The sequence below is a fragment of the Sulfolobus acidocaldarius SUSAZ genome (assembly GCA_000508305.1).
Classification (GTDB): Archaea; Thermoproteota; Thermoprotei_A; order Sulfolobales; family Sulfolobaceae; genus Sulfolobus; species Sulfolobus acidocaldarius_A.
Genome location: CP006977.1, coordinates 1,279,866 through 1,304,207, shown reverse-complemented (window position 1 = coordinate 1,304,207; position 24,342 = coordinate 1,279,866). Strand labels below are relative to the sequence as shown.

The 24,342-nt window shown below is 35.9% G+C and carries 30 protein-coding genes; 14 read left to right on the top strand and 16 right to left on the bottom strand.

Features of this window, described 5'->3' with window-relative positions:
- Positions 1–15: 15 nt before the first annotated feature.
- The 4 genes from SUSAZ_07510 (at position 16) to SUSAZ_07495 (ending at position 2,791) form a co-directional block, all read left to right on the top strand.
- The gene (locus tag SUSAZ_07510; protein ID AHC51804.1) at positions 16–483 is read left to right on the top strand and encodes an AsnC family transcriptional regulator; all 468 of its coding nucleotides are present in this window, start codon (positions 16–18) and stop codon (positions 481–483) included.
- Between the two features lie 66 nt (positions 484–549).
- Entirely contained in the window at positions 550–849 is a 300-nt protein-coding gene (locus SUSAZ_07505; GenBank protein AHC51803.1) for a DNA-directed RNA polymerase subunit M, read from the top strand.
- Between the two features lie 133 nt (positions 850–982).
- Entirely contained in the window at positions 983–1,225 is a 243-nt protein-coding gene (locus SUSAZ_07500; protein AHC51802.1) for a hypothetical protein, read from the top strand.
- Between the two features lie 96 nt (positions 1,226–1,321).
- Positions 1,322–2,791: a radical SAM protein gene (locus SUSAZ_07495; GenBank protein ID AHC51801.1), complete on the top strand. Its 1,470-nt coding sequence runs from the start codon at positions 1,322–1,324 to the stop codon at positions 2,789–2,791.
- On the opposite strand, the gene SUSAZ_07490 is transcribed toward SUSAZ_07495, so the two are convergent.
- Genes SUSAZ_07490 through SUSAZ_07440 form a run of 11 tightly spaced genes read right to left on the bottom strand, consistent with a single transcriptional unit; the run spans position 2,781 to position 10,950 of the window.
- Positions 2,781–4,157, bottom strand: coding sequence for a seryl-tRNA synthetase (locus tag SUSAZ_07490; protein ID AHC51800.1), 1,377 nt, complete (start codon positions 4,155–4,157; stop codon positions 2,781–2,783). The two genes, SUSAZ_07495 and SUSAZ_07490, sit on opposite strands and share 11 nt — an antisense overlap.
- A 25-nt stretch (positions 4,158–4,182) precedes the next feature.
- Complete coding sequence (locus tag SUSAZ_07485; protein ID AHC51799.1) at positions 4,183–4,587, bottom strand: phenylacetic acid degradation protein; 405 nt, start codon at positions 4,585–4,587, stop codon at positions 4,183–4,185.
- 50 nt (positions 4,588–4,637) lie between these two features.
- Positions 4,638–4,997: a phosphoribosyl-AMP cyclohydrolase gene (locus SUSAZ_07480; GenBank protein AHC51798.1), complete on the bottom strand. Its 360-nt coding sequence runs from the start codon at positions 4,995–4,997 to the stop codon at positions 4,638–4,640.
- Entirely contained in the window at positions 4,997–5,596 is a 600-nt protein-coding gene (hisH, locus tag SUSAZ_07475; GenBank protein ID AHC51797.1) for an imidazole glycerol phosphate synthase, read from the bottom strand. Before hisH ends, SUSAZ_07480 begins: the two co-directional genes overlap by 1 nt.
- Positions 5,593–5,880 (bottom strand): phosphoribosyl-ATP pyrophosphatase, encoded by a 288-nt coding sequence (locus SUSAZ_07470; GenBank protein ID AHC51796.1) that lies wholly within the window; start codon positions 5,878–5,880, stop codon positions 5,593–5,595. The genes hisH and SUSAZ_07470 overlap by 4 nt, the downstream gene beginning before the upstream one ends.
- Positions 5,873–7,054: a histidinol dehydrogenase gene (locus SUSAZ_07465; GenBank protein ID AHC51795.1), complete on the bottom strand. Its 1,182-nt coding sequence runs from the start codon at positions 7,052–7,054 to the stop codon at positions 5,873–5,875. Before SUSAZ_07465 ends, SUSAZ_07470 begins: the two co-directional genes overlap by 8 nt.
- Entirely contained in the window at positions 7,051–7,800 is a 750-nt protein-coding gene (locus SUSAZ_07460; GenBank protein AHC51794.1) for an imidazole glycerol phosphate synthase, read from the bottom strand. Before SUSAZ_07460 ends, SUSAZ_07465 begins: the two co-directional genes overlap by 4 nt.
- Complete coding sequence (gene hisB / locus SUSAZ_07455) at positions 7,797–8,378, bottom strand: imidazoleglycerol-phosphate dehydratase (GenBank protein AHC51793.1); 582 nt, start codon at positions 8,376–8,378, stop codon at positions 7,797–7,799. Before hisB ends, SUSAZ_07460 begins: the two co-directional genes overlap by 4 nt.
- Positions 8,371–9,051: a 1-(5-phosphoribosyl)-5-[(5-phosphoribosylamino)methylideneamino] imidazole-4-carboxamide isomerase gene (locus SUSAZ_07450; GenBank protein AHC51792.1), complete on the bottom strand. Its 681-nt coding sequence runs from the start codon at positions 9,049–9,051 to the stop codon at positions 8,371–8,373. The genes hisB and SUSAZ_07450 overlap by 8 nt, the downstream gene beginning before the upstream one ends.
- Positions 9,051–9,908: an ATP phosphoribosyltransferase gene (locus tag SUSAZ_07445; protein AHC51791.1), complete on the bottom strand. Its 858-nt coding sequence runs from the start codon at positions 9,906–9,908 to the stop codon at positions 9,051–9,053. Before SUSAZ_07445 ends, SUSAZ_07450 begins: the two co-directional genes overlap by 1 nt.
- Positions 9,889–10,950 carry a histidinol-phosphate aminotransferase gene (locus SUSAZ_07440; GenBank protein AHC51790.1) on the bottom strand — a complete coding sequence of 354 codons (1,062 nt, stop codon included), beginning with the start codon at positions 10,948–10,950 and terminating at the stop codon, positions 9,889–9,891. Before SUSAZ_07440 ends, SUSAZ_07445 begins: the two co-directional genes overlap by 20 nt.
- A 69-nt stretch (positions 10,951–11,019) precedes the next feature.
- Here SUSAZ_07440 and SUSAZ_07435 point away from each other — a divergent pair, with 69 nt between their 5' ends.
- Positions 11,020–11,625, top strand: coding sequence for a hypothetical protein (locus tag SUSAZ_07435; protein ID AHC52542.1), 606 nt, complete (start codon positions 11,020–11,022; stop codon positions 11,623–11,625).
- On the opposite strand, the gene SUSAZ_07430 is transcribed toward SUSAZ_07435, so the two are convergent.
- Positions 11,593–14,274, bottom strand: a complete 2,682-nt coding sequence (locus tag SUSAZ_07430; GenBank protein AHC51789.1) for a leucyl-tRNA synthetase — start codon at positions 14,272–14,274, stop codon at positions 11,593–11,595. The two genes, SUSAZ_07435 and SUSAZ_07430, sit on opposite strands and share 33 nt — an antisense overlap.
- Before the next feature lie 231 nt (positions 14,275–14,505).
- Between SUSAZ_07430 and SUSAZ_07425 the strand changes: the two genes are divergently transcribed.
- Positions 14,506–15,039, top strand: a complete 534-nt coding sequence (locus SUSAZ_07425) for an ATP--cobalamin adenosyltransferase (protein ID AHC51788.1) — start codon at positions 14,506–14,508, stop codon at positions 15,037–15,039.
- Here the strand turns inward: SUSAZ_07425 and SUSAZ_07420 are convergent.
- Both SUSAZ_07420 and SUSAZ_07415 read right to left on the bottom strand, forming a co-directional pair.
- Positions 15,015–15,977, bottom strand: coding sequence for a potassium-transporting ATPase subunit A (locus SUSAZ_07420; protein ID AHC51787.1), 963 nt, complete (start codon positions 15,975–15,977; stop codon positions 15,015–15,017). The two genes, SUSAZ_07425 and SUSAZ_07420, sit on opposite strands and share 25 nt — an antisense overlap.
- Complete coding sequence (locus SUSAZ_07415; protein ID AHC51786.1) at positions 15,974–16,255, bottom strand: hypothetical protein; 282 nt, start codon at positions 16,253–16,255, stop codon at positions 15,974–15,976. Before SUSAZ_07415 ends, SUSAZ_07420 begins: the two co-directional genes overlap by 4 nt.
- 229 nt (positions 16,256–16,484) lie before the next feature.
- On the opposite strand from SUSAZ_07415, the gene SUSAZ_07410 reads away from it, so the two are divergent.
- Complete coding sequence (locus tag SUSAZ_07410; protein ID AHC51785.1) at positions 16,485–16,853, top strand: S-adenosylmethionine decarboxylase; 369 nt, start codon at positions 16,485–16,487, stop codon at positions 16,851–16,853.
- 50 nt (positions 16,854–16,903) lie between these two features.
- Positions 16,904–17,788 carry a hypothetical protein gene (locus tag SUSAZ_07405; protein ID AHC51784.1) on the top strand — a complete coding sequence of 295 codons (885 nt, stop codon included), beginning with the start codon at positions 16,904–16,906 and terminating at the stop codon, positions 17,786–17,788.
- On the opposite strand, the gene SUSAZ_07400 is transcribed toward SUSAZ_07405, so the two are convergent.
- Positions 17,747–17,959 carry a hypothetical protein gene (locus tag SUSAZ_07400; GenBank protein AHC51783.1) on the bottom strand — a complete coding sequence of 71 codons (213 nt, stop codon included), beginning with the start codon at positions 17,957–17,959 and terminating at the stop codon, positions 17,747–17,749. The genes SUSAZ_07405 and SUSAZ_07400 overlap by 42 nt on opposite strands.
- Before the next feature lie 43 nt (positions 17,960–18,002).
- Between SUSAZ_07400 and SUSAZ_07395 the strand changes: the two genes are divergently transcribed.
- Positions 18,003–18,830, top strand: a complete 828-nt coding sequence (locus SUSAZ_07395) for an MFS transporter (protein AHC51782.1) — start codon at positions 18,003–18,005, stop codon at positions 18,828–18,830.
- Here the strand turns inward: SUSAZ_07395 and SUSAZ_07390 are convergent.
- Positions 18,819–19,769: a hypothetical protein gene (locus SUSAZ_07390; protein ID AHC51781.1), complete on the bottom strand. Its 951-nt coding sequence runs from the start codon at positions 19,767–19,769 to the stop codon at positions 18,819–18,821. The genes SUSAZ_07395 and SUSAZ_07390 overlap by 12 nt on opposite strands.
- 35 nt (positions 19,770–19,804) lie before the next feature.
- On the opposite strand from SUSAZ_07390, the gene SUSAZ_07385 reads away from it, so the two are divergent.
- From SUSAZ_07385 to SUSAZ_07365, 5 genes are all read left to right on the top strand, one after another.
- Positions 19,805–20,584: a GTP-binding protein gene (locus SUSAZ_07385; protein ID AHC51780.1), complete on the top strand. Its 780-nt coding sequence runs from the start codon at positions 19,805–19,807 to the stop codon at positions 20,582–20,584.
- Positions 20,581–21,114, top strand: coding sequence for a magnesium-dependent phosphatase-1 (locus tag SUSAZ_07380; GenBank protein AHC51779.1), 534 nt, complete (start codon positions 20,581–20,583; stop codon positions 21,112–21,114). The genes SUSAZ_07385 and SUSAZ_07380 overlap by 4 nt, the downstream gene beginning before the upstream one ends.
- A gap of 152 nt (positions 21,115–21,266) precedes the next feature.
- Positions 21,267–22,985 carry an acetolactate synthase gene (locus SUSAZ_07375; protein AHC51778.1) on the top strand — a complete coding sequence of 573 codons (1,719 nt, stop codon included), beginning with the start codon at positions 21,267–21,269 and terminating at the stop codon, positions 22,983–22,985.
- Positions 22,963–23,358, top strand: a complete 396-nt coding sequence (locus tag SUSAZ_07370) for a hypothetical protein (GenBank protein ID AHC51777.1) — start codon at positions 22,963–22,965, stop codon at positions 23,356–23,358. Before SUSAZ_07375 ends, SUSAZ_07370 begins: the two co-directional genes overlap by 23 nt.
- Complete coding sequence (locus SUSAZ_07365) at positions 23,339–24,337, top strand: ketol-acid reductoisomerase (protein ID AHC51776.1); 999 nt, start codon at positions 23,339–23,341, stop codon at positions 24,335–24,337. The genes SUSAZ_07370 and SUSAZ_07365 overlap by 20 nt, the downstream gene beginning before the upstream one ends.
- The last annotated feature ends 5 nt before the right edge of the window (positions 24,338–24,342 follow it).

Sequence of the window (24,342 nt, the reverse complement as noted above, 5' to 3'; positions counted from 1 at the left end):
ATAATGTAGAAATATATGTCAGATAGAAAAAAGATAGAAATAGACGCAATAGATAAAAAACTTTTAATAGAATTACTTAAAGATTCTAGAATAAGTCTCAGAAGATTAGCAGAAGAAATGAACGTATCCCCTGCAACACTACATAATAGACTTATGAGGCTAGTCCAAGAAGGAGTAGTAAAAGGATTCACTGCATTAATAGATTATTCAAAGTTAGGTTATCCTGTCACAAGCATATTAATGATTAAGGTAGACGGTAAACACATTCTCGAATTCGAAAAAGAGGTATCTAACCTAGATAATGTAGTAGCGGTATACGATGTGGTGGGCGAATATGATGTTATGCTCATTGCTAAATTTAGGAGCATAGAAGATCTAGATACCTTTATTAAGTCGCTTCTTAAAAATCCTAAGATAGAAAGGACATACACCAGTATAGTATTAAATGTGGTAAAGGAAGATCCTAGAATAAAAATTATATAAGTTTTTATTAAGCAAAACCCTTATATATATCTTTAAGGCTTTACATCAATATATGGTGATTTTTGAATGCAATTCTGTCCAAAATGTGGCGGATTAATGGTGCCAGCTAAGAAAGATAACAAGGATATTCTAAGGTGCACCAAATGTAAGTTTGAGAGAGAAATGACAGATAAGGAGAAGAAGCAATATAGTGTAAAGGAGAATAAGGGTAAGACCACCAAAGTACTCACAACATCTCTAGTTAGCGACAAGGGGGAGATCAAATTATCTGAAGATCAGTTAGCCCATGAGAGAGAAGAATACTATAAGGAAGTTGGATTAGATCTACTGAGAGAAGAGTTAGAAGAATCACAGGAAGAGGAGTAAAATTAATTTATAATCCTGAAATTTATATGCAATTATCATTATTCTTGTAGAACGATTTGTAATGTACACGTTTTCTTAGTAAATTCCCACAAAAAACTTTAATGGTTACTTTTAGCCATTATACTAAATAGCCATGAAAATATCAAACGTTGAATCAAAATATAGCATGAAAGTAAAAGGACAAGAGTTACTTATAGAAGAAACAAGAAATGAAAAAGGAGAAAAAATCATAATATTTCAGAGTCTCACTAGTGCAAAGCTACTTAATAATGAAGAATGGAAAGAAAATACAAGTGATGCTAAAAATGTAGAAAAGAGAGAAGATTTACCTCAAGATATAAGAAAAATTACAGGTAAAATATTAAGCCTTATCTAAATCATCTTTATAAATGAAAAGAACATATAATTAAGTTAAGGTGATTTCTTGACCGAAGAGAAGTACGATTTTATTTTGACCACTGATCGGTGTCTAATGACTAACCATCATGGCAAAGAGTTCCTAGGATTCCTAGGTACTGGACCTGCAGTAGGCGTTCCAGAAAGTGTATGGAAGTGGTTAGCATGCCCAAAAATGAAAACAGATGATTTAGGAAGACCAGTCCAGGCACCCTATGGGTTAAGAAAAGTAGAGGCTTCGTTGATAGATGCAGGGTTCAAAGCTGCAGTTATAGATCCTGATTATCTGAATAAATATTTAGAAACTGCAAAGGCACTAATGGTATCACACCACGATTATTTTGCCTTCGGACCGCCATCATCAACATGGTGGGGAATTACAAAGAAAGAACCAATCAATTACAAGAGCTTCCAGGAACTCATAAGAAGACCTGAGATAAAGAAAGCAAAAGAAAGAGGAATGAAAATTATTGCTGGAGGACCTTCAGTATGGCAATGGCTGTGGAGAGAAGATATGATACAAGATGTTCAAATAGACACATTAGTTGATGGCGAGGCTGATAGATTCATCGTAAAACTAGCTCAAATGATAATGGATAATGAACCACTACCTAAATATGTATACATTGGTGCAGATGAGGCACCATCAGTTGATGAAATTTCAGAAATTAAGGGAGCTAGTGTCAATGGGCTCATTGAGATAATGAGAGGATGTGCGAGATCATGCAGGTTCTGCTCGGTAACATTAAGACCAACTAGATATTATCCTTTAGACAAAATAGAAAAAGAATTGCTGGTTAATGTTAGGAACGGAGTAAGGCATGGCGTAATACACAGTGATGACGTATTATTCTATGGGGCTACGGGAATATTTCCTAGACCCGAGCCACTTATTAAATTGCATAAACTAGTGAAAAAATACTACAAAACTATAGCATGGAGTCACGCAAGCTTAGCAGCCATAAGATATTCAGAAGAGAAGTATGGTCTCATAAGTAAACTATCAGAGATTATTTATGACAATGATAGTCAGAAATATTTAGGTGTAGAGGTCGGAATTGAGACTGGTTCGTCAAGATTAGCTAAAGAAATAATGCCTGCAAAATCAGCTCCATTCAAAATAGAGGAATATCCTGAGACTGTTGAACAGGCTTTCAAAATTATGCATGAAAATAGAATTGTACCAGCTGGTACCATGATAGTGGGTTTACCCGAAGAAACTGAAGATGATGTCTACAAAACCATAGAGTTAGTGGATAATTTGCGTTCATATAGAAGCATACTTGTCCCAATGTTCTTCGTTCCAATGGGATATTTTAAAAATAAGGACTGGTTTACTAGAATAAAGCTAACTGAGGCACATATAGAGTTGTATAGAAAGGTCTTTTGGCACGATATATATTGGGGAGAAGATATTATGAATAGATTCTATATGAAGGGACCACTATACTACCCAGTGAGGATGGCTCTTAAGTTATTCTTGAGAGTTGCAAAAAGACAGATGAGAAAAATAGAAGCTAATCTAGGAAAATATCTTAAGAAGTAGTATTAGGCTTTTTCTTTGGATATATATATTCTTTTGGAGCACTACTAAACGTTTCTAAATATTTCCTCAACATTTTTGGTACTTCTACAACACCATCTTCCTTTTGGTAATTCTCAAGTATAGCTGTTATAGCCCTGGTGCTAGCTATTGCTGTACTGTTTAAAGTATGCAGGTATCCCTTCTTATTGTTCTTTTCCACATATCTGATTCTCATCCTATAAGCTTGCCAGTCAAGACAATTACTACAACTAACCATTTCTCTAAACTTAGCTTGTGCCGGCATCCACACCTCAAGATCGTATTTTTTAGCGGCAGGGGCACCTAAATCACCTGATGCTATATTTATTACCCTATATGGTAAACCAAGACCTCGGAATATCTCTTCTGCGTTTTCAATCATTTCTTCATGATATTTCCAGCTGTCCTCGGGAGAGGAGAAGATAAATTGCTCAACCTTATGAAATTGATGCACTCTGAATATACCTTTTAAATCCTTGTTTGCAGCACCAGCCTCTTTCCTGAATGCAGGACTCACACCAACTAACTTGAGGGGCAATTCTTCCCTTGGTATCTCCTCCTTATAGTATAAAGCTGCTATGGAGTGTTCGGCTGTGGCTATTAAATATAGATCTTCTCCCTCGATCTTATATATAGCATCCTTAAATGTATCTAGATCTATAACACTTTTAATTACCTCTCCTCTAAGCATGTAAGGTGGTAAAACAAGTGTATATCCCCTTGAAGTTATCGTATCAATAGCATAAAGTAATAAGGCTATATCTAACCATACTATATCGTTAAAAAGATAATAGAAACGCGAAGCAGCGACCTCTCCTGCTTTCTTCGTATCACCTAATCGTAAAACACTCTCTAACATATCCGCATGTCCTACAGGTTTCCAACTTATTATCTCGTAGTCCACCTTATGTCCATTTGTCTGTTTTAGGAACTCATTAACATCATCTTTGTATACTTTAAACTTACCCCAGAATCTTATAGGAAGACTATAACTCTCATCTGGACCTATTGGAACAGAATCGTGGACAAGATTAGGAAGAGATAATAATAGACTTTCCCTTTCCTCTTCTATCTTCTGCAATTCTTTTTCCTTATCCTCTAAGGTCTTCAGTAGTTCTTTTGCCTTGTTAATTAGTTCACTTTTTTGCTCTTTTGGTGCCTTAGGAATTTGAGAACTAATTAGATTATGTTCATGTCTTAATCTCTCAACTTCCTGAAGAGTCTGTCTCCATTTTTTATCAAGTTCTACTGCCTTATCAACAGTAGATGTATCAATAAATCTTTTCTTTAGATTTTCCTTTAAAGCTTCTGGATTATTTCTTATTAGCTCTAATATACTCCAAGACACATTTAATCAAATGATTAGAAAGGATTTATGCATTCCGCTCTTGTTGAGACTCTTGCTGAGAGTCAGGTAAACCATAAGTTTGAATCCACATTTCTACAATATCATAACCGTATAGCTTTTTGAACCTCTCTCTACCTTCAGCTGTCATCTTAAATGGAGTCCACTGTGTGTCAAAATCAATATCAACTTCCACGCTCTTTGCAGGCACAGTTTCTTTCACTACTTGCTCTACCGTGTAAATTAAGTCATCAATAACTGGGCAACCAGGAGCTGTAAGACCAAGCCTAATATAAATCACACCGTCATCATTAATTCTCAATTCATAAATCAAACCTAAGTTAACTATATCCACTGGAATTTCTGGATCATAAACTTGTGTTAATGCCTCCATTATTTTAGCCTTCCATTCCTCTTTATTTATTGAGCTCATATCTTCAACCAATTAAAAATATGCGATGAACAAATATTAACGCTTTTCTACTATCTCTCAAATTCTAATAAATCTCTATAAAAACAGCTCCTATTTCCTGTATGGCATGTTGGACCTTGAGGATTAACCAAGACTACTAAAGCATCTCCATCACAATCCACTTTCACATCCTCCACTATTTGATAATTATGACTAGTTTCTCCCTTCAACCAAAGGGTCTTCTTACTTAAAGACCAAAAATGCACATAACCTGTAGTCAAAGTTTTTATTACAGCATCCCTGTTCATACTACCTACCATCAAAACTTCCTTGGTATTAGCGTCTTGAAGCACGGCAATTACTGTGGATTCAGTATGTCTAAACCAAAGTTTATCAACTATCTTTTTAGCTTGTTCCTCACTTAACTTCATCACTTTTTCAACCACCTGTATACATTCATTAAAAACTTCCTTCCTACTAGACTGCTTTTTTCAGGATGAAACTGTGTACCAACAATATTCCCGATATTTACTACGGCAGGATAATCTACACCGTACAAGGTAGTACCTAAAATCACATTTTTATCAGTAGGATAAGCGACATAACTATGAGCATAGTACACATATTGATCATTAATCCCCTCACTTAGCTCATTATATCTAATCACATTAACCTTATCCCAACCAATATGTGGAATCTTGACTCCTGGATGATTTATCTTATCGACTCTGCCTTTCAGCCAACCCAAACCTTTGTTCAGACCGCCTTCAGTACCTTCTTCAAACATTATCTGCATGCCTAGGCAAATACCCAAAAACCCTGTTCCATTACTTCTAAGCACCTCAAATCTCTCCTTCCTAACGACAAGATATTTAGATACCGCGCTAAAGGAACCTACTCCAGGAAACACAATTAAGTCCTCACTACCCTTTGGTTCTTTAGATATTTCCACCTCAAACCCTACTCTCTTAAGCCCAGAATATATACTAAATAAATTGCCGACTCCATAATCGATTAATACTGCCCTCATTTTTTCATCCTTCTCTCCAGTTCTTTATAAACATCTTGGGGCGTAACGTTCTCTAGAGCCATAAGAACCAAAAGATGATATATTAAGTCTGAGACCTCTTCCACAAACCTCTGCTGACTCTCGACTAGAGAAGCGATTATTGCCTCAGTTGACTCCTCTCCGACTTTCTGGGCAACGTAATGCTTTCCCCTCTTAATTAGCTCAACAGTATAGCTACCTTCCTTCATGGTCTTCATACGATCCAGTATTATGGAATATAATTTATCTATAACATCATCACTCATACCTAGCACCTATGCTCTTAGAGTGATATATGAAACCCTCATACTCAGCTATCAACTTTGCCATATTTACAAGTTCCTTATCGGGATTTACGGAATTGGCATAGGAAATGGGCTTCAAGAAGTCATAAACAGTTAAACCTCCTCTTACCCTGGACCAAGCATTTGTCGGAAGTATGTGATCAGGACCAGCCGCATAGTCTATCAGTGCTGGCGGTGTTTTACCTAGACTTATTGCGCCAGCATTCTTAATCTTATGTAAATAAGATTTAGGGTCTTTTACAAACAACGACAAATGTTCTGGCGCTATATCGTTTGCTACATTTATCGCTTCATCTATACTCTTGACCTTGACAATATAATACGTAAACTCCTCCTTATCTAATTCCTCTTTTACCTTATCAATTAGGAAATCTGAAGTGGTAACTAGTATTATATAAGATGTAGATCCATGTTCTGCCTGCGCTCTCATATCCAATATAACATGCCTATAATCTGCTGAGCTATCTGCTATAACAACTAGTTCAGTTGGTCCCTCTATTCCATCAATTGCCACATCTTTGCTGACCAAAAACTTCGACGCTTGGACAAAAATATTCCCTGGACCTACAATTTTATCCACCTTTTTTACACTCTCAGTTCCATAAGCTAGTGCAGCTATTGCCTGAGCCCCACCAATTCTATATAACGCATTGATTTTTAGTTTTTTAGCTATATACGCAATTACAGAGTCTATTCTATTTGGTGGGGTTGCCACATAAATTTCACTAACTCCTGCTACTCTAGCAGGAATTGCAGCCATCAACAAGGTAGAGGGATAAGACTTCAATCCTCCAGGTACATATATACCAACTTTCTCAATTGCTCTCCAAAGTATACCAAATTCTATTCCGTTATATCCTCCCCCTACCATATATGGTAAAGTTGTCTTATGAAATTCAACAAGCTGATCATAAATTCTGTCTATAGCTGCCTTATATTCTTCCGGTATTTTACTTGCCAGTTCATCTATTCTATCTTCAACCACGGAATCTAATTTAGCCTTATCGTACTTCTCCTCTAACTCTAATAATGCTTTATCTCCTCTTTCCTTAACTTTATTTAATATTTGTTCAACTAAAGGGAGTACTTTACTAAATTCGTTTGGTCTAGATTTTGGTATCTCATATTTAATCACATTCTCACCTCTACCCCATTTTTACCCAAATATTTTTTCAAATCCATAATTCTGATAACACCATCATGAAAAACGCCCGCAGCAAGAGCTGCATCGGCAACTTTCAGAATGCCTAGGAAATCGTCAATTTTACCAGCACCGCCACTGGCAATTATAGGTATATTTACGGATTTAGATATTAACTCAGTGATTTCTATGTCATATCCTTCTCTAGTTCCATCCCTATCAATACTAGTAAGTAATATTTCTCCTGCCCCTAACTTTTCCACATCCTTAGCCCAATTTATGGCGTTTATGCCCGTATTGTATTTACCTGACCTAGTAAATACATAATAATCTTTACCTATTCTTTTTACGTCTATAGCTACAACTATCGCCTGTGAACCAAATTCAGCTGAAGATATTGACACTAAATCCCTATTCTCCACAGCTGCTGTATTTATACTAACCTTGTCGGCACCGTTTCCAAGTATCTTCGACACATCATCTAAACTCCTAATTCCGCCTCCAACCGTCAAAGGTATTGAGATGACACTGGCAGTATCTTTAACAACATTCATCATGGTCTTTCTTCCCTCAATCGTCGCTGTAATATCTAAGAATACAATTTCGTCTGCCCCTTCCTCTTCGTACCTTGCAGCTAATTCAACAGGATCTCCCTTATCCACAAGATTAAGGAAATTTACCCCTTTAACTACCCTTCCATCTTTCACGTCGAGACAAGGAATAATCCTTTTGGACGTCATAGGCTTCCCTTGAGACTCCTTACTTCTTCGAACAATATTCTACTAGCCTCATATAATGACATGCCCAAACCTTTAAATGATGCCTCTAGTATATGGTGCGTATTCTTTCCCCTCAACTGAATCACGTGAAGGTTAACTCCAGAATGATAAGAGAAACTAGAGAAGAAATGGTATATATTCTCTATAGCTAAATCCCCTATAGTGTTTCTTTTCAACCTAAACTCAACGTTACTAACTCCTCTCCCTGAAATATCTACTGCAACTAATACTAACGCATCATCCATTGGTATAATAGTATTTGCAAATCTCCTTATACCCTTTTTATCGCCTAGAACTTCCTTGAATGCTTGACCCAATGTTATAGCAGTATCTTCAACCACATGATGATCGTCATAGCTCTGCCTATCCACAACATTCACCTTGGCTGTAGAGTTCATGTAATATAGTAACGTGTAAAGCATATGATTAAAGAAGTTCACAGGCGTAGAGACCTCTATTTCTCCCTTATTGTCTATATCTAAGAATATCTCTACCTTAGTCTCCTTTGTTTCCCTTAGTTTACTTACACTCCTAGACAAATTTGATACCTCTCAATGTCCCATTATAAAAGCTCATTCCTATTATACTATAATCGAACCCAAACGATTTTAGTTTAAGAAGATCATCCAAACTACCAATACCACCAGCATATTCTTTAATTTTCTTCACACTCTTCACATATTCAACCACATTATTATCTATCCCTCCCTTTGTACCCTCATTGGGTATGTAAGTAAATATTACACCTCCAGACTCTAAATCTAATAGGTCACTTACTTTGACACTTTTCTCTTTCCATCCTTTTATGAGCACATAACCATTATCGTCATAGTCAATCGACAAAAATACTTTATCAACCCCAACAGCTGAAATAATTTTATCATATTCTTTTCTGTTAGTTATGGGAAGAGTAGAAACAACTACTGAAGAACAATATTCCAGAATATCTTTAGCAATCTCTAATTTTCTTACTCCTCCTCCAACTTGAGTCCACGAGAAACCTAATCTGCATATCTGCTTGATAATATCTTTATTATCTCCTAGACCCTCTGCTGAGTCAAGATCCACAATATGAATTGCGTCATACCCTTCTGAAATGATTTCTTTAGTTATCTTCAATGGATCCCCCAATATAATCCCTGAACCGCCCTTTCCGCGAATTCTTTTCACAGCTACTTTGTTACTAATATCTATGCTAGGCATCACTTTCATTACTTTATCACCTTTTCTATATCTACTACCACTATGTCCCGGGCACCGTTAGCTACAACTTTTGCTATAATTTCTGGTAATTTATCACCGTCTATTACTGTGATCACTTCCCATGCATCGCCTTTAGCTAGTTTAGAAAGAGTTGGTGATAGCATAGCTGGTAATGACTGTATAACATTGTTTAATTTACCGTCTGGTACATTCATAAATATCATTTTCTTATTTCTAGCATAAAGAGCTCCTTTCATCATCGTTAACATTAGATTAATTTTGTCAGCCTCATCACTCTTCATCCAATATCTGTTACCAATAACTACTGCCTGAGTTTCTAAAACAGTATCTAGTGGTTTTAAACCATGTAATTTAAGTGTAGTTCCGGTACTCATTACGTCTATAATTGCGTCCGCTGCCCCTAATGATGGAATGACCTCTGCAGCACCACTTATCTTGACTACCTTTGCAGGAATCCCTTTTTCTGTTATATATTTTTTAGCTAAGTTGTAATATTTAGTGGCTATCCTTATCTCTTGTTTTATTTGATCAGGAGAATTATAATCCCAGGAAAGCGGTACTGCTAACACTATCTTGGCTTTTCCGAAATCTAACCTTATCAACTCATCCACGTTTGCACCTGACTCTAACACGTAATCATATCCGGTAATTCCAATATCTGCAGCACCAGCTTCTACGAGACTTGGTATATCCTCTGTCCTTAACATTACTAATTGTATTCCTTCCCAATTAGTGGGTATTATCAGAGCTCTCTCGTCTGAAGATAAAGGTCTTATCCCTACATAATTTAGAAATTGGAGTACTGGTTGCTGTAATCTTCCCTTATTAGGAATCGCCAGTTTCAACTAACTCACCTAATGCTTTTATTAAAGCTTCACAATCACTTTCACTACCTACAGATATACGGTAATATCCTGAGGCTGGTTTCCTTATAGCTATCCTTTTAGCCATAAGAAAACTTAACAGGTTCCTGTTGTCTTTTACGAAAACAAAGTTTGTGAAAGAGTTATACACTTTTAGACCTAATCTTCTTAATTCTGACAATAGATATTCCCTATTTTTAGATACTTCAGCCACAACATGTTTTGTATAAGAAGGATCCTCAAGTGCAGTTATCCCTGCTATTAAGCCTGGAAGCGAGATATCAAAAGGTGTTGAAGGCTTCATTAATACCTTAATAACATCCTTATTTGCTATCAAATAGCCTACTCTAAATGAAGCAAGCGAAAACGCTTTGCTTAACGTCCTGACTATCATCAAGTTAGGATAATCGTAGATGTGCCTGGAGAAGCTCTTGCCATAAAATTCAAAGTATGCCTCGTCGATCATAACGAAGCCTTTTACAGTTTCAAGTAACTCCTTTAACACGTCTTCAGATAACATTGGAGAACCGGTGGGATTATTAGGATTATCTATGACGACAAGTCTAGCGTCTTTACTCTCATTTAGTAATTTCTCATTATCTTCTTTCCACCAGTCTCCATCCTCAATTAAATTTATTTTAGCTTTCTTTAGTCCGCGTACTGAAGCGTAAATATTATACATGCTATATGATGGATAGTTGAACACAACCTTATCTCCAGGTTGGATGAGATTGTAAAATACAGATCTTATTGCACCGTCCCCACCAGGCGTAGGATAAATGTTCTCTGGTTCAACTTTTGCGTACTCCGCAGCTAAACGTCTTAACCTCTCTGTAAGTTCAGGGTGCTGATAGCGGTTTCCATTAATTAGATATTTTTCCACAGCCTGTATAATATGTAAGGGAGGTGGATATGGGGATTCATTAAGATGGAGTCTTATACCATCTTTTATATCATCAAATGCGTAATCTTCTGCTTCAATTAACCACGGATATATTAACTTTGAAACATCGGTTGGTGCAATAAATGACCCTATTAAACACACGAGACAGTGAAAAATAAATTTTACCTTATATCAGATAATCCTTCAGACATGATTAATATAGTACAGGAAATATTAGAAGAGCCTTCATTAATATTTAGTTACTATAACAACGTAAAAATAGTGATTCTGCTCAACTTAATTAAACATTTAAGGTCTATGGGTAAAGAAATATGTATTGCCAACTTAGAGAAAATTAAACCTGACGTTTTACCACCGGATTTTCATTCAGTATGCAATGAAAGAAGTGAAGTCATTGTTTATGAAGCTGAAGACGAAAAAGAAGTACCTGTGAAATTTACAGTTATTATATTATCAAAGAAATTAAAACTAGGGGTTAGAATGATAGAGATAGACAAATTAGGTGAAAATCTTTACAAGATGAAAATAAATAATAACGTTACACATTTGTTTAGAGTCCTTAATGATTACACAATAAAAGAGGAACAAATAGGAGATGTGGAGAACGAGATACTAAAACTTCTAAGAGAGTACCAACAAATGAGCACGAGGGAGATAGTTCAAATAATAGCACATAAAACAAATTCGAGTAGGGAGGAGGTTAGAAATAAACTATATTTCCTGAAAACTATTGGGGCTGTAGAAATAAAGGAAGGGATAGTGTCACTCAATGATTATGGCTGGTCTAAGAGGTAGAGCGTCCTTATTGTACTTGGTTCTATCCATTTCTGATGCATCTAGTATCCTTATTTCCTTTATACCCAGCTTGTAAGATAGATATTTAACTCCCTTATCCAAAAGATCTTTTTCGTCAAAGTCGAAGTTAGTGACTAATTTCTTCATATCGTCATCAATCTCTCTTGCTTCCTCATAGATTCTTTGATATAACCTGGCATCTTGCTTGCCTTTAGGTTTATATATCTCCATTAGCTGTCTTAATTGACCGTCCTTTTGAACTATATTTATAGCATCCCTCAAGACGTTTAGGAATTCCTTATTAGCCACAAATATCTTTATACTCTTTGGGGTATCTTTGTATACGCTCAATATAGCCTGTATGTCGTTTAATAATTTTCTGTGATATATATGAGTTAAGTCAATAAACAAGTCCACATTGGATTGATCTATTATTGGCCAACTCTCTAAGCTCACTAGTGTATTGTTCCCTATTTTATGCCATAATTCCTCTGCAAAGTGAGGTGCAAATGGAGAAAGTAGTTTAATCCATATCTGTAATATCTGGCTTAGGAGTTTACCATTAGGTTCTCTGCCCTCAGATCTAACGAGTTCGAAGTATTCATTAATGTATGACGAGAAATTGTATAAAATTTCATTTGATGAAGACCTTAAATCTAAAGAGTCCATGTACTGAGTAACATTAATTACCATCTGATAGAACTTACTTTTTAACCACTTTTCAGGAAATCCTTCATCCTCACCCTTAAACTCTTTTAACTTCTCTAAGAGATCATAATAGTTCTTTAAAGTATCAATAATGGATTTTGCATAGCTATCACTGAAATTAACGTCCGAACCTATATCAGCATTTGTTGTTAAGGCTATTCTTATCACATCTGGACTGTACATTCTAATTGCTTTCCTTAGCGGAACTATATTCCTGAGGGATTTACTCATCTTTTTACCATCATACAATACAAAACCATTAACAGCTATCCCCTTAGGCCAAAGTTGATTTGGAAATATAGCAGCATGATTAAAGATAAAGAATGACAAATGATTAGGTACTAAATCCTTACCACTATGTCTAACATCTAATGGATACCAATACAGAAACTCATTTCTCATTGCCGTTATGACATCAACGGGGATTCCGGTAATTTTCGATATCTCATCTGGATTACCATTACCTAACATTACATATTCCCAGAATTCATAGGTAAGCTGAGAAGGTTTTAGTTTATGCTCTTTGAGTCTATGTGCTATGGTGTAGAATGCCATATAAATAGTGGAGTCACTTAGACTCTCAATGATCCACTTCTTGTCCCATGGGAGAGGTGTTCCTAGCCCTCTAGTCCTAGCACATGCCCTTTTTTGTAACCAATCTACTACAAACTCAAAGTCTTTCTTAATTTCAGGAGGGATGAATCTGATATTTTCAATAGATTTCCTTGCAAGATCTTTCCATTCCTGGTTACCATAATCTAAGAACCATTGGTCCTTAAGTATTTTCACAACAACCTCGTTACCGCATCTGCAATAAACAGGTCTATTCATTATTTCATATATCTTCCTTCCTAATCCCTTCTGAGTAATGAATTCTGTTATCTTTTGCCTTGCTGTTGGAACTGGAAGATTAACTAAAGGTTTTAGTTCCTCAACATATTCTGGTTTAACCAGCTTAGTTATATCAATCATTACTCCTTTGTTATACTCTATCCTGTAAACTTGCTCAGTCAATTTTTTCAAGTCATTATCGTTTTGGGGATTAGATTTTTCTACTAAATCCTTAGCTAAAGTCTCTCCCATGCCCTCTACTCTTATGACAGAAATTATAGGTAACTCCGATTTAGTCTTCTTAAGATAAAAGTAATCAAAAGGTGCATGTGCTGGTACAGACATCACAACACCAGTCCCTGTCAAAGGATCCACAAAGTTAGCACCAATTATAGGAACCTCTTTTCCAGTTATGGGGTTAACCGCTGAATGTTTAACAAGCTCGCTTCCCTTTACAACTGCAATGACTTTCAGATTATCTATTTGAAAAGACAACTTAGATGAAGCTTTTTCACTCATAATAAATTTCTTTCCGTCTATTTCAACTATGGAGTATGACTCATGAGGATTAACCCATACTGCTATGGCTCCAAAAACCGTCTCTGGTCTCAAAGTTGCTACTGGTAGAATTCCCATATCAGAATCAAAATAGATCAATACGAACTCTCCGATCTCTGGTTCCATATCGCCCTTTGTATCATGCATGCCCACAGGGATATGATGAACCGGACACCAACCTACAGGGTGAGTATCCCTCACTATGAAACCTTTTTCCTGTAGTTTCCTAAATTGCCATATTATAAATGATGAAAACTCAGGGTCTATTGTTGTAAATTCTCTTTTCCAATCTATGCTTAGTCCTATCTCCTTCATGGCTTGCTTTATTTCTTCTTTAAAGTAATTAGCCATAAATAAAGGATCTACTAATTTAGAGATTACATCATCAGGAATTTCATAAATACTTTTGAAAATATCTATCAGTTCTTTATCTCCTTTAGCCACATCATCAGCCATAGCTATTATTGGTGTACCAGTGTAATGAAACGCCATAGGAAATAGTACATTGTAACCTCTCATCCTCATGTAACGCGCATATATATCGCCAGTCACATATGTTCTTCCATGACCTAAATGAAATGGTGAATTAGGATAAGGAAAAGCAATTGTAGTAAAGAATTTCTTCCTATTCGGATCTGGCATTGCATCGAATACTCTTTTATTTTCCCACTCTTTCTGCCATTTCTCTGAAATTTTAATTAGAAATTCAGCAAAGCGACCATAATTCGAAATAAACGCTCACCAAAACACGTATATATATCACTTAATATAAAAACATTAAACATGTTTACTAGATCAGGTGATGATGGGAAAACAAGTATAGCTAACAAAAAGGTTGGCAAGGATTCGCCGGTAGTTGAACTTTTAGGTGACATTGATGAGCTGAACTCGCATATAGGTTACGCCATTACACGACTATCATGGGAAGATATGAAAGAGGATCTCCAAAAAATTCAAGTCCACCTGTTTGAGGTCGGAGAGGATATAGCTAGTGATAGTAAGAAAAAGAAAATTGATGAAAGTTACGTGAAATGGATTGAGGAGAGAACTTTAGCTTACAGAAAAGAAAGTGGTCCTGTAAAACTATTTGTGATACCTGGAGGATCAGAGGAGGCTTCCTTACTGCATATTACCAGAACAGTCTGTAGAAGAGTTGAAAGAAATATGGTCAGATATTCTAAAGAAATAGAAGAACTAAACAAACAAAACATAGTTTATCTGAATAGGTTATCATCATTACTATTTGCTATGGCGTTGGTTGCGAATAAGAGGAAAAATGTACAAGAAAAGTATTACGATATAGGAAAATTTTGGTAATTAAGCAATCCTGAGTTAATCAAAAGTTCACAATTTTTACATATTTCCCTACCATAACTGGTAGGATCACCACAAATTTTACACCTGGGTAGCTCATCTTTAAAACTACTACCACTCCTCACTCTTTCTGCTATACTATCGAAGGTATCCAATATCTGTAACAGAGTACCTGGTCTTTTCTCTTCTAACGCGTACAATAGCTCTCTTACCTTTGCTCTCAGTGTGGGTTTTAACTCTATGTAAGGGCATTCAACTTCCTGAAACTTGTAACCTCTATAGTATGCATACATTGTAGTTTCCCATTCATATATCCTCCTTAGTGGTTTCACTCTAAGTACAAACCTGGAACTAAGTTTGATTGGTTTATCACCAAATCTTATCAGCCTAATTAGATCACCTCTAATTACATTCAACATAATAGCCTGAACTTCATCATCTAAATTATGACCGGTAGCAACGTAGTCCCCATTTAACTTAAGACCTGCTGTGTTTATCAATTTTCTCCTAAATCCGCCACAAAATGTACAAGCTGACACATTTAGATTTTTTTTCTTAGAATTAGCTACCATTTGGTCTAAGGTGAAACCTACACTTTTCTCAAAACTGTCCTCTATTAACTCTATCCCTAACTCATTTAGAAAGTTCTTGAACTGAATTACCTGTTCCACTCTATTGTATCCATTTATTCCTTCAATTATATTATACGCGACCAACTTATCATGATCAATAAAAGAGGCTAACGTATCTGCCAGGACATAACTATCCTTACCACCAGATACTGCAAGTACTATTTTACTAGCTCTAGATAAACCTAATCTTTCTATCTCCCTTTTCACCCTATTCCTTATATCTTCGATAAAACAATACCTACAGAGAGACCTACCTTTATGAGCTTGGTATATCTCAGCATCTCTTACTCCGCATAAACTACACTTCATTTCTCTTTTCTCCCCTCAACTAACTTATTCCCACTCACCACTTCATCTATACTGTGTATAGCACATCCTTGTTCTTCAAGTGTCTTCTTTACCTCCTCGAAATCTACATTATTACCCTCTATTACTATCATAAGACCCATAGTTTCGACGTCCATGTCTATTACGCTTATATTAACACCATCCACTCCTTCCAAAGTGGAAATTTTGTTTGCAAGTTCTACTATAGAAATACCTCTTATAGGTTTTAATACGTCAAGCACCAGTCTTCTAATAACCACTTCAAATCTAAAAATAATTGGTAACCATACCATATAAAATTACATCAATAGAGTAACAATCTAATGGAGAAAAGGGAAAATACTCAGAAGAGCTAATTAAGGATATACGTTAATTCTGTGATATGTAACATACTATTCATATGAAAAAATGCCTTTAAAACATGTGTAAAGTACGAGTTAAAAATTTAAATAAGTATGATACCCCCTATCAATAGTATGGGGGGTTGGGATGATGGGGGTTGTTAGTCTTCCTAGAGTCATAGGCAAACAAGTATACGGCTCACTATATGAGTGCGATACAACAGTGCTAGGAGAACAGAAGGTATTAGAACAGATAGTCAGAAAAGCAGCAGAAGAGGGTAATATGACACTCCTTGATGTGAAAGCTTGGAAAATTGGTGATGGTGTAAGTATTGTGGCTATAGTTCTCGAGAGCCACATTACAATTCACACCTGGCCTGAGTATAATTTTGCTACTGTAGATGTTTATTCCTGTGGATCACACACAGATCCCAGAAAAGCCTTCCTATACATAGTTAAAGAATTAAAGGCCAGGAGATATACTATGAATGAGGCTGATAGATCATCAGAGTTTTAATAGCTGGAGGAGGTATAGCAGGTCTTATAGTCGGTCACCATATTTCTGATGTGAACCCAATCGTATTTGATAGAAAACCTTTTGTGGGGAAGAAGTGCACTGGAATTATAAGCAGGAAGACCTTTGAAAAGCTAGATATATCGAGAGAATTTATAGATAGAGAATTTAAATCTATAATTCTTCACTATGAAAATAAAAAAATACAAATTAGAGCTGACCTAATTAGATTAAATAGATATAAATTAGAGCAAAGTTTGGCACAAGATCTAGATGTAAAACTAAAAACAGACGCTGTAGTAAAAAATGAAAAAGAAGTAATAATCACAAATCATAACGAGAAAATAACAGCAGATAAAGTAATCATTGCAAGTGGTTGGAAGGGAAGATCAAAATGGGTTAAGGCAATAGAGTACCTTACAGAACCAGTAAAAATGGAGGACATACACGTGTTCTTCAACAGACATAATGTAGGTGGATTTAGTTGGATTGTTCCTCTACCTTATGGCACCCTTGTCGGTGCATTAGGTTATGACGACCCAAAAAAATTTATTCCTAAACTGGACGCCAGAGTTTTAAATGTCCACGGTGGTGGAATTCCCAGAGCACATCCTACTTTCATAAGAAATGGTATAGGAGACGTTCTGGGTCTCATAAAAATTTCAACAGGTGGCGGAATTTTCTCCATATCTGAGATGTTAGAAGGATTGAAAAAAATAGTATACGAGGATGATGAGAGACTATACATGGAAAAATTCAATCAGTTAAAAAAGGAGATTAACAGACAACTTACCTTGTTTAATCTTGTAGAGAAAATGTGGGGAACTACACTAAGATCTCTCTTTTATATTTTAAATGAGAGAACTATAAATGTAGATACAGAATTTGATTTACATTCACTTATTCCTCGCAGAATCTTTAGACCTCTCCCTGATTAAATTATAACATCCCTCACCTTTTTCTATGAATCCTAACTCAATTAGTTTATTAATAACTTTCTCTGGATCACTAATTCCAAGAGCCTTTAATTCCCTGACCGCTAAAATCTCTCCTACTGAAACTACGTTCTGGAAATATTTCTTTGCCTTCTCTAATTCGTCTTCTGGCAATAAGCTTCACCTTATAAATTCCATTATTATATAATAATTGAACATGAGTGTTAAAGCTTACTTGGAACTGATTAGAGTACATAACGTAGTAGGTTCTGCAGTTTCAGCCTTCATGGGGTATGTAATAGCAACCACATGGAAGTTTACACCACTTTTCTTTCTCCCGCTATTAGTGGTAAGCTTAATAGCAGCAGGTGGTTATGTAATCAATGATATATATGATATAGAAGTTGATAAAATAAATAAGCCAGAAAGACCTTTGCCATCTGGTAGAATTGAAGTTAACATAGCTAGAAGATTCTCCATTGTTCTATTCGCTGTTGGGCTAATAATTTCAATTCCTTTAGGATTAATTCCTTTTGGCGTTGCACTCATAACTATAATACTACTATACGAATATGCAAGGTCATTGAAGAAACTAGGCTTAGTGGGAAACTTTATTGTATCCCTTACCAGCGCACTCTCTGCATATTACGGTGGACTAGCAAGTGGTTCACTTTTAGGTAACTTTATAATTCCCACAATTTACATCTTCTTCTTCACCCTATCGAGAGAATTTGTAAAGGGGATAGAGGACATTGAAGGGGATAAACGAAATGGGGTAAATACGTTGGCAGTAAAATTGGGGGAGAAAAGTACTTGGATAATAGCTAAAATTATTCTCGGAATCCTAATATTCACCTCACCCTTACCCTATTTTCTTGGATTTAATCTAATATATCTCATAGGCATTTTAGCACTAGACGTTCTCCTGATATACATATTGATTCTCCACAACACTATAGAAAGTGCGACAAAAGCTAGGAGCTTGATGAAAATTTACGCTATAGGAACTCTAATCGTCTTCACATTGGGAAGTTTAAGAATATGATAAGGTTTTATCAAACGATTTTCTATACCCCGCTCTTATACCTACTACTCTTACGTTGATTGTACCTTTTTTAGGCTGTAAAGGCAAGGTAAATGTCCTGAGTTCGCCTTTTTTAACATTTTCAAATGATTTGAAACTTATTGACGCCCCGTTCAGAAGAACATTCACAATTACTTTATCTAAGTCAACATCGCCCTCATTTAGTAATTTTACTGTTAAAGAATAGTTAACAACTTCCGCCTGAACGTTAAGGACAATCTTAGGAATGACGTAATTAAGATTGTAAAATGTGAGCAAATGTGCACTTGCCTTTACGTTATTTCCACAGCTAAAGCCAACTGCTATATTTCCCTTCTTCTGAACAAGAAGGTCTATTAAATCTACCCTACTATCAAATTTCTTGTCCTCTATCTGAAGTACTCCATCCTTATTTGAATTCCTGACAATTAGATAACACTCTCCATTACAATTTAGATTCAACACTTCTTGTGGCTTTATTAGCATAGTTCCAGCCATAAGTTCATAATATGTTTTGAAATCTTGAGCAGGATAAAATACTATATGTCCTATATTAATTAGACTAATCTGTTGAAGTTCCTTGTATACTACTGATACATCATTTTTACCTTGTCTTACTAGAGGTGAAACGTCAAAGATTACAGTTGAGAACCTTTTATTTGAATCTTCTACGTCTATGTTAGGCTTAAACTCCTTTGTAAGTGAGAAATCATTAAGCCAAACTCTCCATCGTGGGTTAACTTCCTTATTTCTCTCAATATTAATTACCAGGTAAACCTTTTGCGGCTTATAGTCAACACTAAAGGAATATGTTACTTCCTTATCTGAGCTTCCTAATTTTACAGGACTTACTAGAAAGTCATAATCGATGGTACCCTCGAAAACACCTTTATCGAAAGGCACTATACTACCTATTGGCATACTATTAATTAGGGTACTAAACTAAAATAAAGTAAATGATTAAACAGATTCTCGCTTACATCAGGAAATCAGACCTTGTGGTGGAGGTATTGGACGCAAGAGAACCTGATCTCACCAGATCTAAGCGACTAGAAAACTACGTGATAGAGAATCAAAAGAAATTACTCATAATCTTAAACAAAGGAGACTTGATCCCCGTAGAAGTTTTAGAGAAATGGAAAAAATTCATAGAGGAAAATGAAGGTATACCTACAATATACATATCAGCCACACGACATCTAGGGACAAAGGTTCTCAGAGAGAAAATTAAGGAATTGATAGAGGGTGAAGGAAAAATAATTTTCATTGGTTATCCAAAGACTGGAAAGTCTTCAATAATAAACGCCTTAAAGGGACGGCATTCAGCCACTACCTCTAAACACCCTATGAGCTATGGATATACAAGAAGTATTCAACTTTTCAGAATAGATAACAGACTATTTGCATGGGATACACCAGGAATAATACCCCCTGATGGCAACGAGCTAGAAAGAATCATAAGAGGAGTAAATGTGGACAAGCTAGAGGATCCAGTGAGAGGAGCAAAATTGCTAATCGAAAGAATAGAAGGAATAGATAAAAGTGTTATTAGAAATACGTATAAAATAGATTACTCTAATTACTTGGATTTCTTAGAAAAACTTGCACTAAAGAGAGGATGGATTCTAAAGACCAGTCATGAACCTAACATAGATGAAGCAGCCAAGGCTTTTATAAGGGATTATCATGAAGGCAAAATAATTTATTATTTACTACCTAAAAATGCTAACAAATGATAAAATTAGTGGTCTTCGATGCGGATAAGACATTGTGGACCCATTCAAATATATCAATTTTTCGACCTCCAATAAGATTAATTGACGAAAATAGTGTTGAAGACTCAATAGGTAACAAATTGAGATTATTTGAAAATGTTAGGGAAACATTGTCTGAAATTAGACAAATGGGATTGTTTACAGCCATGGCAACGTGGAACATACCTGAGAAGACAGAACTTGTTTTATCTACTCTTAAATTAAAAGATTACTTTGATGTCATAGTATCTAACGAACATCCTTATAAATTTCTTTATATTATAGAAATAATAAATAAATTAAGTAGCCTGAAGAATGTTAAGATTAAACCAGATGAAATTATATTTGTTGATGATAGAAGATCTCACTTCGGAAATATATGGCTATATGTGGGGAAGGTGAATTGTTTAGAAATGTGGGTTGATGTGACAAGTTATACCCAACTACTGGAAAAAATTAAAACTATTTATAAACTAAAGGAAGAAAGTAAAAAGATATACAATAATGCTTAAAAATTTAAAGTGATATTATTGCCGAAGTGAAAAAAATGAAGGGTGAATATACCCTCCAAATTTAATAATAGTACCCATATATTCTTCTATAAGCCAGAAGAATTTAACACAGAAAGATCCATGTTTGAATATATTCTTAGAAGGTGTTTATAATGCCTAGTGGTGCTAGAATAGTTGTAGATTCTCTAAAAAGAGAAGGAGTAAAAGTAATCTTTGGAATACCAGGTTTATCAAATATGCCCATATACGATGCATTCCTAGAAGATCTAAAGAATGGTGAACTAAGACATGTTCTAATGAGACACGAGCAAGCTGCAGCACATGCCGCAGACGCTTATGCTAGAGTATCAGGATTTCCAGGAGTTTGCACCGCCACCTCAGGACCAGGAGTTACTAATCTAGTAACCGGTTTAATATCTGCTTACTGGGATTCTTCCCCTGTAGTTGCAATAGCAGGACAAGTAGTGAGACCGTCAATTGGAAAGATGGCTTTCCAAGAAGCGGACACTATAGGTATTTTTGAGCATATAACAAAGTACGTGATAGAAGTTAAAAAGATAGAAGAATTGCCACAAATGATAAAGAATGCATTCTATATCGCGGGAACTGGAAGACCGGGACCAGTAGTAGTTGACATACCTAGAGATATACTAAATGAAAAAATGGAAGATGTTAAATGGCCTGAAAAACCTATAGTTCCTGGTTATAGAGAATTCCCCACGATTATAGATAGACAAAAAATTAAGAAAGCTGCAGAACTGTTAATAAATGCTGAGAAACCCATAATATTAGCAGGAACAGGGGCAACCTGGTCTAATGCTACAGAGGAAATACTTGAATTAGCAGAGCTATTGCATACACCTATAATATCGACATTCCCTGGAAAAAGTGCCATACCTCATGATCATCCACTATACTTTGGTCCTATGGGATATTATGGAAGAGCGGAAGCATCAATGGCTGCCTTAGAATCAGACGTAATGTTGGTTGTTGGAGCTAGACTAAGTGATAGGACAATCACATCTTACGACGAGATGAAAGAGACTAAGAAAAAGTTCATAATGGTAAATGTTGACCCTACGGATGGAGAAAGAGGATTAAAAGTAGACATAAACCTTGTGGGTAATGCAAAGACGTTGTTGAGAGAACTAATAAAAGCTGTAGTAGAGGTAGGTAAAAAGAACGATAAAAGTGAGTGGGTAAAGAGAATAAAAGAATATCAGGAATACTATTCACAATTCTACTACGTAGAGGAAAACAATAAACTAAAGCCTTGGAAAATTCTTAAGATTATAAGAAACTCAATTCCTAGGAATTCAATAGTAACAACAGGAGTTGGGCAACATCAGATGTGGGCTGAAGTTTTTTGGGATGTTTTAGAACCCAGAACTTTTCTCTCCTCTACAGGAATGGGAACTATGGGATTTGGACTGCCAGCAGCTATCGGTGCAAAGTTGGCAAAACCAGACAGAGTAGTTGTGGATCTAGACGGAGATGGATCATTCCTAATGACTGCAACTAATTTAGCCACTGCAGTAGATGAAAACATTCCCATAATATCCGTAATATTTGATAACAGAACCTTAGGTTTAGTAAGGCAAGTTCAGGATCTATTCTTTGGAAGAAGGATAGTAGGAGTAGATTATGGACCTTCACCAGACTTCATAAAGCTTGCTGAATCATTTGGAGCGCTTGGTTTTAATGCTACAACTTATGAAGAATTGGAGAAATCCATAAAAATTGCTATAAAAGAGAATATTCCTTCTGTAATTAGATTGCCTATAGATAAGGAGGAGTTAGCTTTACCCACATTACCTCCAGGTGGAAAGTTAAAACAGGTGATAGTACGTGACCCAAGAAAAGGTAGTTAGAGTAATTGGTTACTACAGAGATCCTAGTTTCCTAGAAAGAATAATAGGTCAGTTTAGAAAACTACTCATGGACATAAACTGGATGCAGGCTAGAAAAGTCTCAGACAACGGACTTTATGAGATATATTTTGGAATACCATACACTAACAACTTTGAAATTGCTATAGCAAATTTAAGTAAAACAGTTGATGTGGAAAAAGTTGAACTACTGGAAGATGCCACTGTAACTACATATATAATAAAGCAAGACGGAAACGTAATTAAGGGAGATGGTGTAGATGCAGAGGAATACGACATAGTTGTTTATAAACCAGTTTTTTCTAAGATTACTGTACTAAGTTGGGGTGTTATAAATGGCAAAAATCTATACTGATAAAGATGTATCATTAGATGTTATAAAAGAAAAGAGAGTTGCAGTTTTAGGTTATGGTAGTCAAGGGAGAGCCTGGGCTCTTAATCTAAGGGATTCGGGCATAAAAGTTAGTGTAGGCTTGGAAAGGGAAGGTAATTCATGGAAACAGGCAGAAAACGACGGCTTTAAACCACTTCGTACTGAAGAAGCAGCGAGGAATTCAGATATAATAATATTTCTACTTCCAGATATGATTCAAAGGACAGTTTATCTGGAGAGAGTTAAGCCATACCTTAAAGAAGGAATGGATTTAGTATTTGCCCATGGTTTCAACATACATTATAGATTGATAGAACCACCATCCAACGTTGACGTATACATGATAGCACCTAAAGCACCAGGACCAATAGTGAGAGAATACTTTGCAAAGGGAGGAGGAGTACCAGCATTGGTGGCAACATATCAAGACTACTCAGGCAAAGCTTTACAAAAGGCATTGGCAGTTGCAAAAGCTATTGGAGCTACAAGAGCTGGGGTAATCGAGACCACATTCAAAGAGGAAACTGAAACCGACCTATTTGGAGAACAAGTAGATCTAGTAGGCGGAATTATGCAACTAATGAGATATGCTTTCCAAACCCTGGTGGAGGCAGGCTATCAACCAGAGGTAGCTTACTTCGAAACAATAAATGAGATGAAATTAATTGTAGATTTAGTGTATGAGAAAGGTTTCTCAGGGATGTTAACAGCAGTATCAGATACCGCAAAGTACGGAGGAATGACAGTTGGTAAAATGGTAATAGATGAGAGTGTTAAAGAGCGGATGAAAAAAGCGTTAGATAACATCAGAAGCGGAAAATTTGCAGAGAAGTGGGTTGAAGAATATGGTAAGGGTGCAAATACTATCAAAGAAGGTATGAAGGAAGTTGATAATAGCACTGAGGAGAAGGTAGGCAGATCTCTTAGAGATATAATTCTGAGAGGAAAACCTAAATCCTAAGTGTT